We start from the raw sequence: 14620 nt of genomic DNA, 5'->3' as shown, positions 1-14620 counted from the left end.
GCCTATTTGGTTCCCTGCTCGTCGGAAAGATTGAGCATCGCCTGTGCGCGCTGCACCGTGCCTGACGAAGCAGCCGGATCCTTGATGATCTCGGCCCACAGCTCCTTGGCCCGCTTCGCGTCGCCCTTGCGGAAAGCCTGCAACGCCTGCAGCTCGAGGATGCTGCCATGGAAGGCGTGATCGACGCCCGATATGGGCCCGAGAGCGGCGACCGTCTCGTCGGCCTTCGGCGTGTCGATGCTGCGATAGCCGGCGATCACCTGCGCAAGCTCGGACAGTTCTCCCGGCAGCTTCGGCGCGAGGTCGCGGAGCGTGCCAACCTGCTCCTCGGGCTTGTCGCGCATCTGCGCCGCGATCAGGGCAGCCAGCGAGCGATAGGGCTCGGCCGCGTTCGCGGCCTGCCTGTCGAATGCGGCGCGGGCCGCCGCATTGTCCTTGCCGATCAGGGCGAGGGCCGAGGCATAGGCTGCTCCCGCCGTGGCCCGCTGCGCGTTCTGATACTGCCGCCAGCCGACCAGTCCGGCGGCAACGACGACGAGCGCCACTCCCGCGGCCACCACCCAAGTCCCGTAGCGTTTCCACCAGGCTTTGAGGTCATCCTGCCGGACGGCGTCGTCGATTTCCTGAAAGGCGGCCTGATCGGACACGCGAGACTCCCGATTATTGCGGAAAATCAACAGCTTCAGCGGGTTCATAGCGGTCACCCCGACCTTTGGCAAACCATGGAACGCCGCACGCTGGGGATCGGTGGCTTTACCCTCGGAAAACCATCTGCAACAATTCGCCCAGACGGCATGACCCCCTCGCTGCCCGCATGACCAATCTCTACCGCCTCGCCGACCGGAGGGCGCGCCGGATCGTCTCCTTCGATCGCCGAGAGTTGTCCCGGCTGCTCAATCTCTACAGCCTGCGGGTGGCGTCGGGCGAATGGCGCGACTATGCCATCGATTTCCGGCCGGGCATGGCCATCTTCTCGATTTTTCGTCATACCGCCGAGCAACCCTTGTTCGCGATCGCCAAGGTCCCGGGCCACGGCCCGGGCGGGGCCTACATGGTCTATAACGGGCCGCGCAAGCTGGCGCACGGGGACAGTCTCGAAGACGTGCTGCGCGTCTTCGACCGTAAGCTGAGGCTGCTGCTGGCTTAGCTCCGCGACGCTACTTGACGCCGCCAGGCGTCGTGACGGCGCCGATGCCGGCGCCCAGCGCTGCCCCGGCCAACGCCGGGCCCAGCAAGGGCCAGCCGGCCAGCGCACCGACCGCGAGACCGGCGCCCGTGCCGATTGCGCCGCCGGTCACGGCGCGCTGACCCCAGCTATCGCCGCAGGCGGACAGGGAAAGGGCAAGAGGAACGAGAATCAGGGCGAAAGCTTTTGTTTTCATGGCCAGAACCTCGAGAGGGAGAGGCGGCCGGGCGGCCGCTGGCAATTTTGTTGCGGCCATTTACGCGGCCGGATTGGCCGTCACCTTCCTGATTTTGATTCTTCACGTCAAGTGTCTGTTTTAATTATTTGATTCAAAAAATAAATTTTACCGTAAGGTTTCATACTTGGCTGGCGTGAAGCCGACCAAAATCCCGTCCCCGGCTTCGAGGACGGGCCGCTTTATCATCGAAGGCTGAGCCAACATCAGACGGAGGGCCGTCTTCTCGCCGAGACCTTCCTTGTCGGCCTCCGGCAGCCTGCGAAAGGTCGTCCCGGCGCGATTGAGCAGTGCCTCCCAACCCACCTTCTTCGCCCAGCCCTCGAGGCGGACGCGGTCGATGCCCTGCACCTTGTAGTCATGGAAGGTATAGGCCACGCCGTTGGCGTCGAGCCATGCGCGCGCCTTCTTCATCGTATCGCAATTCTTGATGCCGTAGAGGACAGCGGGTCTCGCGATCACTTCTTTCCGCTCCGTCGATGTCGATAAAGATAGTCCGCGGGCAGCCCGAGCCTGAGGCAGGACTGCACGGCCGGACTGGAACGCAGGATGAGCCGATCGGCAAGCGCCCCGGCCAGCCGGACCAGCGGCCGTTGCCCTACGCGCAAGCCGAGAGACGCCGACAAGCCCAGGCGCTCGCGCACCCAGCCAGGCACGAGGTCGACCGCAGCGCGGACCAGCGCGCCCTGCAGTGGCCGCAATGCCAGGGGAAAGACCGGCGCCCGCCGCATGATGTCCAGGAACTCGAACACGATCGGCGAGGCTTCGAGCCTGTCGCGCTTGGACTCGAAGAGCCGCTCCAGCGCCGCATGCGATGCTGGTGCATTGACCGCCCCGTAGAGCCGTGCCGCCGTCAATCCCTCCTCGCAAAGCCGATCGAGCTCCTCCCTGTCGAGCGCGATAGGCCTCGCCGGCCGGCGTCCGGCCGACGATCGTCTCGTGCAGGCGCACGACATGGCCGATCATCGCCCTGGCCGCGCTCCCGGCGCCATAGACGGTGACCATGGCGGCAAGTCCGGTCCGACGCAGGCGATGCACAGGATCACGACGGAAGGAAGAATGCTCCCAGACGCCGGTGCGCACCGCCGGATCGGCCAGCTCGAGAATCACCGCCGCCACGCCGCCGACGAACAGCGCCACGGGGTTCTTGAAGATCCGCCACGATACCGAATCCGCCGGAACGAGGGCCGCCTCGCCCGGCGGCTGCGTGAAGTCCACGGTCGGCCCGTCCGCCGGCTGGACGAGGTCGCGGGCAAGCGCGTCGAGGAACGGCAGGACGAGCATGGGCATAGCCTCAAGATGGGAAATTCCCGGCCCGAGGTCTACCGGCTCGCCGCCTCGCCCTATACGCCCAGATGCCGATGCAGAATCTCGGGATTGGCCTTGATCTCGGCGGCCGGGCTTTCGTGTGCCATGTGGCCGTTGTTCAGGATGTAGACGCGCTGCGCGAGAGCAAGGACCGCGGCGAGATTCTGCTCGACGATCACGATCGTCTGGCCCGCCGCGGCGAGATTTCGACAAGCTTTCATCAGATCATGCACGATCACCGGCGCCAGCCCCTCGAACGGCTCGTCGAGCAGGACGATCTTGGGGTCGCGGATCAGCGCGCGGGCGATGGCCAGCATCTGCTGCTCGCCGCCGGAAAGATCGGTGCCGCGGCTCGCACGCCGTTCCTTCAGGCGCGGAAACATTTCCCAGATGCGATCGACCGGCCAGCGTCCGGGCGCCGTATGTCCGGCCAGGATCAGGTTCTCCTCGACATTCAGGCTGCCGAAGATGCGTCGCTCCTCGTGTACGAGCTGGATGCCGGCCTGAGCGATGGTGTGGCTCTTGCGGCCGACGATATCGTGGCCGTCGAAGATCACCTTGCCGGAGCGCGGCGTGACCACCCCCATCAGGCTCTTGAGCGTGGTGCTCTTGCCCGCCCCGTTCCGGCCGAGCAACGCCACGACCTCGTTCTTCTCCACACGCAGTGCGACGTCGAACAGGATGTGCGAATCGCCGTAGTAGGAGTTCAGTCCCTGGACCTCGAGCAGGCTCATTCGAGCACGCCTCCGAGATAGGCTTCGCGCACGGCAGGGTTGCCCTTGATCTCGTCCGGCGTGCCTTCCGTCAGGACACGCCCCTCCTGCAGAACCGTGACGCGCTCGGCCAGCTCGAACAGGGCGTCCATGTCGTGATCGATGACGATCATGGTCCGGCCCTGGCGGATCGACTTCAGGAGCTTCACGGTCTCCACCCGCTCCTGCGGGCTCATGCCGGCCAACGGCTCGTCGAGCAGCAGAAGACTGGGCGATGTCGCGAGCGCCAGGCCGATCTCCAGCCGCCGCTTCTCGCCATAGGCGAGCTGCGCGACCGGCACGTCGGCGCGGTGCGCCAGGTTCACGAGCTCGAGCGTGTGCTCGATCTGGTCGCCAAGCCCCGGGATGCGGAGGGGATTGCGGAAGAGGTCGAGACGGAACTTGCCCCGCAAGTCGGCAAGGGCCGAGATCTGCAGGTTCTCGCGCACCGTCAGGCGGGAGAAGAGCTGGTTCACCTGATAGCTCTTGGTGAGGCCGAGCTGGCAGACGTCGGTAACGCCCATGCCGGTGATGTCGCGACCCGCGAACTCGATCTTGCCCGAGGTCGGCTCGACCTCGCAGGTCAACATCTTGAAGAAGGTCGTCTTGCCGGCGCCGTTGGGGCCGATGATGCCGCGCAGCTCGCCCTGCTCGACGGCAAAGTCGATGTCGCTGTTGGCCAGCAGGCCGCCATAGCGCTTGCTGACGCCGGTCGCCTTCAGGATCGGGCCGGCGGCCGGTTCGGCGACGCGATGATGGACCGGCAGCGGCGTCGCCGCGGCGCCCACCGACATCGCCGCCGGAACCGATTCCTCGGGGGCTTCGCTCGCAGGCCCGCCCCGCCTGGAGCCGAGCCGGTAGAGGTCCCTCAGGCCGCCGATGATGCCCTGGCGCAGGAAGCAGACCAACAGCACGAACACCAGCCCCAGCACCAGCTTCCACGCCGCACCGAGGCCGACGGTCGCCTGCAGGAAATCCTGAAGATAAAGCCAGACCGCGGCGCCGACCAACGGCCCGAACAGCGTGGCGCGGCCGCCGATCGCGGTCTGCATCACGAGCTGGCCGGACGTGTCGAAGGTGAAGGCCTCGGGCGGCATGAAGGCCTGCAGCACGCCCAGCAGGCCGCCGGCCAGGCCGGCATAGGCCGCGGCAATGACGAAGGCCGTCAGCTTGTAGGCATGGACGTTGTGGCCGACCGCCGCTGCCCGCAGCGGGTTCTCCCGGATCGCGGTCAGGATCGCGCCGACCGGCGAGCGGACGATGCGCAACGCTATCACGATGCCGATGAAGTAGAAGAAGGCGAGAAACGGATAGAGCGACCAGCCCGTCGTGAAGTGCAGCGAGAAGAAGCCGAGATTAAGGCTCGGCGCCGGAACACCCGGCAAGCCGTTCTCGCCGCCGGTCCACGCCGCCAGCGGATTGAACTCCACGAAGTAGAACACCTCGGCGATGGCGACCGTGATCATCGCGAAGTAGATGCCGGTGCGCCGCAGTGCGATCAGCCCGACCAGGTAGCCGACCACGGCGGCAGCGATCATGCCGATGACCAGCGCGAGCACCACATGAGGAAAGCCCGCCCGGGTGAGCAGGTAGGCGGCGACGAAACCGCCCGTGCCGTAGAACGCCGACTGGCCGAACGACAGGAGACCGGTGTAGCCGAACAGGATGTCGAAGCCGATGCCGAACAGGCCCCACACCAGGATGCGGTTCACGGTGTTGGGGGCGAAATCGAGATAGGGCAACACGAACGGCGCCGCGATCAGGCCGATCGCAGTCAGCAGCTCGACCAGGGAGCGACGCCGACCATACATCAGACGCCACCGTTCATTCGCGACCTCGCGCGCCGAGCAGGCCGTGTGGCCGCACCAGCAGGACGAGGGTCATCGCGGCGAAGAGCATGACATAGGCGTAGCCCGGATCGATCATCGAGGTGATGCTGATGATTTCGCCCGCGATCAGGCCGCCGAGCACCGCGCCCGGGAAAGATCCGACGCCGCCGATCACCACCACGACGAAGGTCTGCACCAGGATCGCCTCGCCGACGTCGGGCGTGAGCGACACCACCGGCGCATTCACGATACCGGCGAAGCCCGCGGCCATCGCGCCGATGCCGAACACGACCATGAATACCTTGTGGACGTCGATCCCCAGCGAATCGACCATCACCGAGTCCTCGATGCCGGCACGGACGATCATGCCGAGACGCGTGCGATAGAGGACGAAGTAGAGAACGATCAGGGCCACCGCCACGATGCCGACGACGGCCAGGCGGTAGGTCGGGTAGAACATGAAGCCGAGCGAGGTGATGCCCGACAGCAAGGGCGGCGCCGGCACGGTCTTCGTCAGGCTCGAGAAGAAGAAACGGACCGCCTCGACGAAACAGATGCCGAGGCCGAATGTGACCAGGAGCTGATCCTCGTGCGGGCGGCTGTAGAAATGGCGTATGACCACCCGCTCCATCACCACGCCCACCACCAGCAGGAACAACGTGCCGGCAATCACCGCGACGATGTAGGAGCCGGTCGCGTCGAATGCGACGTAGCCGGCGTAGCCGCCCAGCATGAACATGGCGCCGTGCGCCAGGTTCAGCACGCCGAGCGTGCCGTAGATGATCGTCAGCCCGGAGCTGATGAGCGCAAGCAGCGCCCCCAGCGCCAGGCCGTTGAACATTTGCGAGACGAGATTAGCCCACGTAAACACCGTCAACCCCAATTGGCGGTCCCGTACGCTAACACGGACGCCGCCGCGAACGTCAGGTGTAGGCGCCGAGCTTGCAGCCGAAGGCGTCGGGCTTCTGCATCAGCGGCTCGCCGGGCAGAACCTCGAGAACCTCCCAGAAGTCCTCCTTGTTCTTCATGTCGGCGGGCTTCTTGCCGCGGACGATGATCACGGGGCGGACGAGCTGGTGGTCTTCGGGCCGGAAATGCACCTCGCCGACCGTCGACTGCAGCTTGGCGCCCGATTCGAGCACCTTGATCACCTCGGGCGGATAGAAAGTGCCGGCCGTCTCCACGGCATTCGCCCAGAAGGCGAATTGCAGATAGCAGGCGTTGGCTCCCCATTCCGGCTTGTAGCCGTATTTCTTGTCGAAGGCCTCGACGAACATCTTGGCCAGGGGGTACTTGTCCTCGAGGCTCCACCAGAAATCCGTCGCGGCATAGACGCCCTGCGTCAGCTCGGCACCGACCTCGCGCGCCAGGAACGGCGTCTGGTAGGGCACCACGAGCTTCATCTTGCCGAGCACGCCGAACTGCTTGGCCTGCTGGATCGACAGGACCGCGTCGTGCCCCCAGTTGATGTTAAGCAGGAAGTCGGCGCCGGAATTGACGACGTTCAGGAGATACGAGCTGTAGTCCGGCGCGCCGAGCGGCGCGACCTGGTTGGTCGCGGTCGTCCAGCCGCCGTTCTTGTTGAGGAACTCCTCCATCGACTTCTGGACGGTGTGGCCGTAGGTGTAGTCCGGCGTCAGATAGGCGGCTTTCTTGCCTTTGCCGAACGCCTTCAGCAGCACCGGACCGACGCCTGCCGCGGCTGTCTGGCCATAGAAGCACTCACGGAAGCCGTAGCGCACGCAATCCTTGCCGGTCGTATCGTTGGAGCCGGAGATGCTCGTCATGTAGAGCACCTTCTCGCGCTGCGCGAGCTTGTTCAGCGCCACCGCGACGGCGCTCGAGGTGCCGCCGGTGAACACCACCGCCTTGTCCTCGGTGATGAAGCGCGAAATATTCTGCACCGCGCTGTTCGGCTTTGCACCATCATCGGCGATGCCGTATTTCACTTCCTTGCCGAGCACGCCCTTCGTCGTCTTGGGTGAGATCGCCTTGATCAGCGGGTGGCCGCTGTTGATATGCTCGATCGCGAGCTCGCAGCCCTTGATCTCGTCCTCTCCCTGCACCGCATAGGTGCCGGTACGCGGGCATGTGATGCCGACAAAGACCGACGAGCCGCTCGAACCGGCCGGATAGGTGCCGATCGCCGGATGGTCCTCGGCGAGTGCGGGAAGCGCCAGGAACGGTGCGGCCAGCGACGCGCCGGCCAAAGCCGTGCTCGCCTGAAGCAGCCCGCGCCGCGACAAGGCATTGGAATGGACACGCTGTGTCATCTCTGTTTCCTCCTGTGCGTGCATCCGAGTCTTGAGCTCGAATTGCGAAACTCCACGTCCCGAGGCCAGCCCTTTCCGTCCCGTCAGACCGACTGTCTCAGGCTGCACAAGTTGTGCGGTATATTGTTGCCTCGTCAATGCGACCTTGGTCGAAGGTCGATCGAGACCGAAGGCCAAGGCCGTTCAAAGCGTCCATAGCGGACAGACGATCATGGGGACGAGCGCGGCCCAGGAAAGGACGAAAAGCAGCAACCTCAGCGGCACGAGATTGACCGTCGCCTGCACCACCGAGTGCAGGACACGAAGGACGAGAAACGCCCAAGCGCAGCCTGCGTACAGGGGATCCGCGATTCCGGCGACCACCACCACGAGCGCCACCGCGTAGAACACGGTCGGCGCCTCGAACAGATGATTGTAGTTGTCCTAAACGCGTCGTGCGGCTGACGGAAGCCGGGCATGCAGGTCGACCGTGTGGGCGGCGTCCTGCAGGCAGAGGCCTGCCCGGCGCATCGCCGGCAGGCGCGTTGCTCCCATCCAGCCCGCCATGACCAGCGAAAGCAGCCCCATGCCGAGGACGGCGTGCAGGATCGACACCGCAGACGGATTCAGGTTCGTCACGACGTTCCTCGCTTACCGATCTACATACAAACAGTATGTATTGGTAAGGTCGCCGTTTACCGCTGCCATGTCGTCGCAGGCGCCAAGCGAGGCGGGTGGGCGACCATTATCGCCGCCGCCTACCGCGCGGACGACAGTGTCAGCATCCGCGCAGCGATCCGCAGCCTAATCGACGGAGCGCTGTCAGAGCTGCGCGCCCAAGCGGAGCATGATCTGGTTGGCGTCGTAGTCCAATCCGACCTGATTGGATGTTCGATGGATGAACTGGTAGCTCGGCCCGATGAAGAAATTGGGCGTCGGCTGGTAGGTCACGCCGGCACGAATCGTCCAGTATTGATCATAGCGGCCCTGTTCCCCGACGGCGATCTGGTAATCGGCTACCGAATAATCGGCATGGCCGTCGAGGCGGACGTTGGGTAGGAAATTGTAGCTCACGTCCAGACCGCCGCTCGTGTTGATGTAGGCCGATGCGGTCGACAACGACGATTCGTCGATAGTCCGGCGAATATACGGCTTCACGAGCAGTTGCCGGAGCGGGCTCCAGTAGCCGGTCAGGCCAAAGGTCGGGACGCTGATCGTGGGGAACGCCGGATCGACATAGTTCTGCTGAATATAGCCGGCGAATACCTCGAACGAGGTGATGGTGCTGATCTGGACGGCAAAGCCGCCGACGACCTCGAAGCCGGACGAATTGTGAAAAAGACCGGAGGAGTCCGGATTGTTTTGGTAACGCCGCTGATTTAGGCCGCCTCTCGTCCAGATCTCGTAGCCCGGCAGGAATTCGTACCCAATTCGCAGGCTTTCTCGCAGCTCGATGCGATTGAAATCGCTATTGAAACTGAAGCCTTGGTTAGGACCCTGCCCGTTGTTGAGGTAGTCGTAGGCGTCGAATTGACCGTCCAGGCGGGCCCGAAAGCGCCCAAACTGCTGAAAGTAGCCGGCGTTCGCCGTGTACTGGTTGTATATGGAGACCGGAAAGGGGCCGATCACGGCATTTGGGGTGCCCGGGAAGTAGTGTGCACGGGTGTAAGTCGCACCGCCATAGAAATTGGACTCCGGAGTGATGTCGTAGCGACCATCGAAGCCGGCTTGGATGTCCTGATAATTCTGGGTCGCATCGGCGCTGTAGAAGCCGAAGCTGCCTCGGGCGAAGAAGTTCAGCGCGTGCTGTCCCCATTGCGAGCGCAATTGCAGGCTCGGATTCACGAGCTGGATGAAGCTTCCGACTCGTTGGGATGATGAGGCATAGATGTTGTCGGTATAGGCCTCGTCCAACTCGAGCGTGGGGAAGAGAAGGAAGGAGCCCACTCTCACTCCCGGCGGATTGTAGTTCTCGGCCGCCGCCTCCCGCGGGTTCTGAAAATCCTGACCCGGCGGCGGCGCATATCGCTGTTCGGGCGCTGCGGTCCCGTACGGGGTCTGGGCAAGGACGCTCCCACTCCAGCCGACGATCGCGAGCGCCGCGATCTCCCAGCACAAGGAACGTTTTGCCAACCGCGCCAAGGCCCTTACGCTCTGCCCTGAGGGGAAGGGCAAGAGACGACTGGTAGTCTCCCCAATTTTCATCACAGTTCCCTGCACTTCGTAGTGTGCAAAGACTTTAATATGAACCGCGGCCAAAGAGAACTGGTTTGACGCGCCAGCCCAACTAAGTAGTCGGAAAAGCTGGCGGATTCGCCTCAACTGTAGCCATTCCCAGGTCCGTCTAGTGACATTTGGCAGCATGTCGAGAGTTCTGACGGCGCCGGGTAAGGGCGGACAGGCGCACCGAACAATGCATTCCTGTGACGGGTTTGGGCTGTGTTTGCCTGCCTGTTGAAGCGACCTTCGCCAAGGCAGGAGCGTCAGTTGTCGCGTTCGATGCCGACGGCGGCTGTATTGCTGAACTCTCGAAAGGCTGGGACCGGACCGGCGAAGTCCGGGACGCCGATTTGCATGCCCCGACATTGCGTTTCACATAGACTGCAGAAGACCTGCGAGACGCCGACTTTCATATGGTTACCGTCCCGACTCGATCGATCCCAGCAAGCATCCGGACCTCAAGCCTCTGGGCGCGGCGTCGACGGCGATCGGCAGCATCCTGAAACCCGGCGGATTCGTCGACGACGTGCCCGCCCTTCTCGACCGAACCTCGGTGCCGCCCGGCGTCACCCTGTGGAGGCTGTAGCAACGGGGCGTCAGCGATCGGTCGTCGAGATGAATCGGCGGCCCGCCCCGCGCAGCACCAGACAGGTCAACCGACCGCTGGCGAAGGCGCCGGTGTCGATGTTGATGCGGTGCCGCCGATCCTGCGGGAAGTCGCAGATCGTGTGACCGTGCACGACCACGTGCTCCGGCAGCGGCACCTTGCTGCGCAGGAAGTCGTCGCGGATCCACAGCAGATCGGCCGGCGTCTGCTGTTCGAGGGGCACGCCGGGGCGGACGCCCGCATGGACGAACAAGTAATCGCCCACACATTGATAGAGAGCACAGCGGCGCAAAAGCTCGATGTGACTCGCGGGAACAGACGCCGCCACCGACCGCCTAAGCGCCCCCACCGCGTCCTCGGTCCGCGGCAGATGGCGCAGGGACACGCCATAGGACATCAGCGTTTCGAGGCCGCCATACGCCAGCCAGTCGAGGCCATCGGTCTTGCCGTCGAGGAAGGCGAGGAAGGCCTCCTCGTGGTTGCCCATCAGACGGATCGTCGCGAAGCCGGGCAACGGGTCCTGCAGGAGCGCCTCGACGACACTGCGGCTCTCGGGCCCGCGGTCGATATAGTCACCCAAAAAGATCAGGTTGCGACGGACGTCGGCATGCCGGTCGGCGTCATCGACGATACGCGCCAGCAAGTCCTGCAGCAGATCGAAGCGACCGTGGACGTCGCCGATGGCGTAGACGGCCACACCGGGAGGGATCTCCCCCAGCAGGGTTTCCGGCCTGCGTCCAAACAACCGATCAAGGATCATAATCCTGCGCTCACCCTAAGGCCGGGGCCCGAAACCGGCCTCATCGCAGAGATGATGTACGCCGGCCTTGGCCGCACTTCCGGCCTCTTTGCGCAAGGACGATCCGACATACCCCGATATACATTGTGGAAAATCGTTCATAACGTCGACCACTATGCTGCCGACAACCGGAAGGGAACCATGCTCTATACCTGTTCGCCTCGACCTGGGACACATCTTCCGGCGGCCCGACGCGCTGTCCGCAAGACCGCCGGGCCGGTCATCGACATCCATTGTCACATTCTAAGCCCTGCCGCGGTGGAACTCGTGGCGCAGGCCGGCCTGACGCATGACGAGCCGCAGGTGCGCTTCTCGAACGAGGCGACGCGGGCGGTGAACAAGGCGCAGGCCGAGACCGTGCGGCCGCAGCTCACGTCGGTCGAGCGGCGACTCGCCGACATGGACAAGATGGGCGTCGACATCCAGGCGATCTCGCCGGCGCCGCCACAGTACTACTATTGGACGCCGCCGGAGGTCGGCCGCGACGTCGCTCGTCTCATCAACGACAACATCGCGGCCACGGTGGCGAAGCACCCCGACCGCCTGGTCGGTCTCGGCACCGTGCCAATGCAGGCGCCCGAATTCGCCGTCGCCGAGATGGAGCGGTTGGTCAGGGAACTCGGCCTGCGCGGGGTCGAGCTCTGCACCAACGTCGCCGGCGCCGAGCTTTCGGAGGAACAGTTCCGGCCGGTCTTCGCCAAGGCCGAGGAGCTCGGCATCCTGATCTTCCTGCATCCCAGCGGCTTCACCGACGGTCGGCGGCTCGCGCAGCACTATTTCAGCAACGTCATCGGCAACCCGCTCGACTCGACCGTGGCCGTGAGCCACCTGATCTTCGCCGGTGTGCTCGACACCTATCCCGGGCTGAAGATCTGCGTAGCCCACGGCGGCGGCTTCCTCCCGGCCTATGCCGGACGCATGGACCACGCGCACGGCGCGCGCAGCGACTGCCGACTCTGCATCGAGCACAAGCCCAGCCACTACCTCAAGAAGATGTATTTCGACACGATCGTGTTCGAGCCGGGCCAGCTCGAGTATCTCGTCGGAACATATGGCAGCGACCACATCCTGATGGGTACCGACTATCCGTTCGACATGGGCATGTACGAGCCGGTGCAGTTCGTCGGCGACGCGAAGCTCACGGCCGCCGACAAGGCGGCGATCCTCGGCGGCAATGCGGCGCGGCTCCTGAAACTAAAGCGCCAGCAGCCCGTCAGCAGGTCACGCCCCCGTCTACAACCAGGCACTGACCGGTGATGAAGCAGGCATCGTCGCTCAACAGGAAGCGAACCACCGGCGACACGTCCTCGACGCGGCCCAGGCGCCCCAGTGGGGTGCGATTGACGATCTGGCGGCGCTGCACTTCCTGCAATGACGAGGAAGCGTCGGTGTCGAGATAGCCCGGGTTGATCGAGTTCACCGTGATCTGCCGTCGGCCGATCTCGCGCGCGAGGGCACGCGTCATGCCGTCCATGCCGGCCTTGGAGGCGGAATAGGCAGCGAGCCCGGTGTGGCCGCGCAGGCCGATGATCGAAGAGATGTTGATGATGCGGCCGCCTGTCGTGCGACGCAGCATGTGGCCTGCAGCAAGGCGAGCCATATAAAGCGCGCCCACGAGGTTGGTCTGGATGATCTGCTCGGAATCGACGTTGGGGAATGTCGCCAGGATTCCTTCGCTCGACACGGCGGCGTTGTTCACCAGGCCCCAGATGCCATCCGGCCCTGCCCAGGCCTCGGCCGCAGAAAAGAAGGCATCGTCGTCGCGTGCCTCGCCCACGGTGCCCTTCTTCCACAGCACCCTGCCGGTCGCCACGAGATCCTCGAGTTCCCGCGACGAGCTTCGACTGCAGGTCGCGACGCGATAACCATTGGCCACGAGGTCGGCGATCAGCCCGAGGCCCAAGCCTCGGCTGCCGCCGGTGACGATAACGGCGCGGGAAGCAATGCTCGACATCAGGCGCGATCTTCTTTCCGCCTTTGCTTGATATGCTTGGTATGAATGATTGATACGAAGTTGGGGACGGGCGTCACAATAGGAGGCACACCGTCGAGGGGCAATACTTCAAGCCGTCGGCTGCATTTATTCATGCCGGCGCATAGAACAACGCGGTCGCCCATGCCGCCGCCCCGGCTGGCCGTTCAGGATGACGCTGATCCGTCCGTGGCATGGTCGCGCGACGAGCAGGCAATCCACGCCTTTTCGAGATAAGGTCTCCTGGTGAAGCGTCACAGACTATCGGCCGCCGCTGCGCGCCGCATCGCGCTCGCGGCACAGGGTTTTGGGGTCTCTCGCCCCAACGGCGGGAGCAATGCCGGCCATGTCAAGCGCGCCATCGAGCGGCTCGGGCTTCTGCAGATCGACTCGGTGAATGTGCTCGCGCGGGCGCACTACCTGCCCCTCTTCTCGCGCCTCGGCAACTATGATGCCGAGCATCTCGACCGCGCCGCCTGGGGCCGCAAGAGCCAGCGCCGGCTGTTCGAGTTCTGGGCGCACGAGGCGTCGCTGCTGCCGCTCTCCTCCCACCCTCTCTTTCGCTGGCGCATGCAGCGCGCGGCGGCGAATGCCGGCGACGGCAAAGGCAAGCTGCACGAATTCCGGCGAGAGAAGGCCGCCTTCATCGGCGAGGTCCGCCGCGAGCTTGCCGACCGCGGCCCGCTCGCCGCCTCGGAACTCTCCAATGGCGGCGAGCGCCGCGGGCCGTGGTGGGGGTGGAACGACGGCAAGCTCGCCCTCGAGTGGCTGTTCTTCGCCGGCGAGGTCACGACCGCCACACGGCGCGGCACCTTCGAGCGCGTCTACGATCTGACCGAGCGCGTCCTCCCCGAGGAAGTGCTCGACCTGCCGACACCCGCCGCCGAGGAGGCGCAGCGTGCGCTGCTGCGGATGTCGGCGCGGGCACTGGGCGTCGCCACGGAAGGCGATCTGCGCGATTATTTCCGCCTCGGCGTCGCCGATACCAGGGCACGGCTCGGCCAGCTGGTCGAGTCGGGCGATCTGCTGCCGGTGGAGGTCGAGGGCTGGAGCAAGCCGGCCTATCTCGATCCGACAGCCCGTCAACCGCGCCGGATCGAGGCCCGCGCACTGCTCGCGCCTTTCGATCCGTTGATCTGGGAACGCGCCCGGACGCACCGGCTGTTCGACTTCTTCTATCGCATCGAGATCTACACGCCGCTCGCCAAGCGCAAGCACGGCTACTATGTGCTGCCGTTTCTGCTGGACGATCGGCTGATGGCGCGTGTCGATCTCAAGGCCGATCGTCCCAGCAGCCGTTTGCTGGTCCACGCCGCACATCTCGAGCCGGGCGTCGAGGCGCGCCACGTCGCAGCGCCATTGCGCGAGGAGCTGCGGCTGATGGCGGACTGGCTCGGGCTGGAAGATGTTTCACTGCCGCGGACCGGTTCGCTGGGCCGCGCGATGAGAGGGTGAGAAGG

The 14620-nt window shown here is 64.7% G+C and carries 15 protein-coding genes and 1 pseudogene; 3 read left to right on the top strand and 13 right to left on the bottom strand.

From position 1 onward, the window contains the following. Window positions 1–2: 2 nt before the first annotated feature. Window positions 3–695 (bottom strand): tetratricopeptide repeat protein, encoded by a 693-nt coding sequence (locus OJF58_RS20890; RefSeq protein ID WP_300779669.1) that lies wholly within the window; start codon window positions 693–695, stop codon window positions 3–5. A gap of 119 nt (window positions 696–814) precedes the next feature. Between OJF58_RS20890 and OJF58_RS20885 the strand changes: the two genes are divergently transcribed. Next, window positions 815–1147, top strand: coding sequence for a DUF2794 domain-containing protein (locus OJF58_RS20885; protein ID WP_300779668.1), 333 nt, complete (start codon window positions 815–817; stop codon window positions 1145–1147). A gap of 10 nt (window positions 1148–1157) precedes the next feature. On the opposite strand, the gene OJF58_RS20880 is transcribed toward OJF58_RS20885, so the two are convergent. The 11 genes and pseudogenes from OJF58_RS20880 to OJF58_RS20830 form a co-directional block, all read right to left on the bottom strand. After that, window positions 1158–1382: a bacteriocin gene (locus tag OJF58_RS20880; RefSeq protein ID WP_300779667.1), complete on the bottom strand. Its 225-nt coding sequence runs from the start codon at window positions 1380–1382 to the stop codon at window positions 1158–1160. A 147-nt stretch (window positions 1383–1529) separates the two neighbouring features. Further along, window positions 1530–1880 carry an ArsC family reductase gene (locus tag OJF58_RS20875; RefSeq protein WP_300785337.1) on the bottom strand — a complete coding sequence of 117 codons (351 nt, stop codon included), beginning with the start codon at window positions 1878–1880 and terminating at the stop codon, window positions 1530–1532. Next, window positions 1880–2705: pseudogene (locus tag OJF58_RS20870) on the bottom strand (oxygenase MpaB family protein). Before OJF58_RS20870 ends, OJF58_RS20875 begins: the two are co-directional and overlap by 1 nt. Before the next feature lie 59 nt (window positions 2706–2764). Continuing rightward, on the bottom strand, window positions 2765–3463 hold the full coding sequence (locus OJF58_RS20865) for an ABC transporter ATP-binding protein (protein ID WP_300779666.1): 699 nt from the start codon (window positions 3461–3463) through the stop codon (window positions 2765–2767). After that, window positions 3460–5292, bottom strand: coding sequence for a branched-chain amino acid ABC transporter ATP-binding protein/permease (locus OJF58_RS20860; protein WP_300779665.1), 1833 nt, complete (start codon window positions 5290–5292; stop codon window positions 3460–3462). The genes OJF58_RS20865 and OJF58_RS20860 overlap by 4 nt, the downstream gene beginning before the upstream one ends. Window positions 5293–5305: 13 nt before the next feature. Further along, entirely contained in the window at window positions 5306–6181 is an 876-nt protein-coding gene (locus OJF58_RS20855; RefSeq protein WP_300779664.1) for a branched-chain amino acid ABC transporter permease, read from the bottom strand. Window positions 6182–6233: 52 nt separating this feature from the next. Then, a complete protein-coding gene (locus OJF58_RS20850) occupies window positions 6234–7583 on the bottom strand; it encodes a substrate-binding protein (RefSeq protein WP_300779663.1) in 1350 nt (449 codons plus the stop codon). Between the two features lie 183 nt (window positions 7584–7766). Then, window positions 7767–7991, bottom strand: a complete 225-nt coding sequence (locus OJF58_RS20845) for an MAPEG family protein (RefSeq protein WP_300785336.1) — start codon at window positions 7989–7991, stop codon at window positions 7767–7769. 15 nt (window positions 7992–8006) lie between these two features. Then, entirely contained in the window at window positions 8007–8201 is a 195-nt protein-coding gene (locus OJF58_RS20840) for a hypothetical protein (protein ID WP_300779662.1), read from the bottom strand. 183 nt (window positions 8202–8384) lie between these two features. Further along, entirely contained in the window at window positions 8385–9704 is a 1320-nt protein-coding gene (locus tag OJF58_RS20835; protein ID WP_300779661.1) for an outer membrane beta-barrel protein, read from the bottom strand. A gap of 674 nt (window positions 9705–10378) precedes the next feature. Continuing rightward, window positions 10379–11149: a metallophosphoesterase family protein gene (locus tag OJF58_RS20830; protein WP_300779660.1), complete on the bottom strand. Its 771-nt coding sequence runs from the start codon at window positions 11147–11149 to the stop codon at window positions 10379–10381. A 51-nt stretch (window positions 11150–11200) separates the two neighbouring features. On the opposite strand from OJF58_RS20830, the gene OJF58_RS20825 reads away from it, so the two are divergent. Further along, a complete protein-coding gene (locus OJF58_RS20825) occupies window positions 11201–12445 on the top strand; it encodes an amidohydrolase family protein (RefSeq protein WP_366526791.1) in 1245 nt (414 codons plus the stop codon). Here the strand turns inward: OJF58_RS20825 and OJF58_RS20820 are convergent. Further along, window positions 12402–13142, bottom strand: a complete 741-nt coding sequence (locus tag OJF58_RS20820; RefSeq protein ID WP_300779658.1) for an SDR family oxidoreductase — start codon at window positions 13140–13142, stop codon at window positions 12402–12404. The two genes, OJF58_RS20825 and OJF58_RS20820, sit on opposite strands and share 44 nt — an antisense overlap. 261 nt (window positions 13143–13403) lie before the next feature. Here OJF58_RS20820 and OJF58_RS20815 point away from each other — a divergent pair, with 261 nt between their 5' ends. Further along, window positions 13404–14615 carry a winged helix-turn-helix domain-containing protein gene (locus OJF58_RS20815; RefSeq protein ID WP_300785334.1) on the top strand — a complete coding sequence of 404 codons (1212 nt, stop codon included), beginning with the start codon at window positions 13404–13406 and terminating at the stop codon, window positions 14613–14615. Window positions 14616–14620 lie beyond the last annotated feature (5 nt).

It is taken from the genome of Enhydrobacter sp. (assembly GCF_030246845.1).
GTDB lineage: Bacteria > Pseudomonadota > Alphaproteobacteria > Reyranellales > Reyranellaceae > Reyranella.
Note: the sequence above shows the minus strand (reverse complement) of the source record. Positions and strands in the feature narration are given on the sequence as shown.

Bases quoted from the DNA above. Each gene is read 5' to 3' on its own strand.
- OJF58_RS20850 (WP_300779663.1), bottom strand. From the start codon at position 7,583: ATGACACAGCGTGTCCATTCCAATGCCTTGTCGCGGCGCGGGCTGCTT.
- OJF58_RS20890 (WP_300779669.1), bottom strand. From the start codon at position 695: ATGAACCCGCTGAAGCTGTTGATTTTCCGCAATAATCGGGAGTCTCGC.
- OJF58_RS20825 (WP_366526791.1), top strand. From the start codon at position 11,201: ATGATGTACGCCGGCCTTGGCCGCACTTCCGGCCTCTTTGCGCAAGGA.
- OJF58_RS20860 (WP_300779665.1), bottom strand. From the start codon at position 5,292: ATGTATGGTCGGCGTCGCTCCCTGGTCGAGCTGCTGACTGCGATCGGC.
- OJF58_RS20820 (WP_300779658.1), bottom strand. From the start codon at position 13,142: ATGTCGAGCATTGCTTCCCGCGCCGTTATCGTCACCGGCGGCAGCCGA.
- OJF58_RS20880 (WP_300779667.1), bottom strand. From the start codon at position 1,382: ATGAAAACAAAAGCTTTCGCCCTGATTCTCGTTCCTCTTGCCCTTTCC.
- OJF58_RS20885 (WP_300779668.1), top strand. From the start codon at position 815: ATGACCAATCTCTACCGCCTCGCCGACCGGAGGGCGCGCCGGATCGTC.
- OJF58_RS20830 (WP_300779660.1), bottom strand. From the start codon at position 11,149: ATGATCCTTGATCGGTTGTTTGGACGCAGGCCGGAAACCCTGCTGGGG.
- OJF58_RS20865 (WP_300779666.1), bottom strand. From the start codon at position 3,463: ATGAGCCTGCTCGAGGTCCAGGGACTGAACTCCTACTACGGCGATTCG.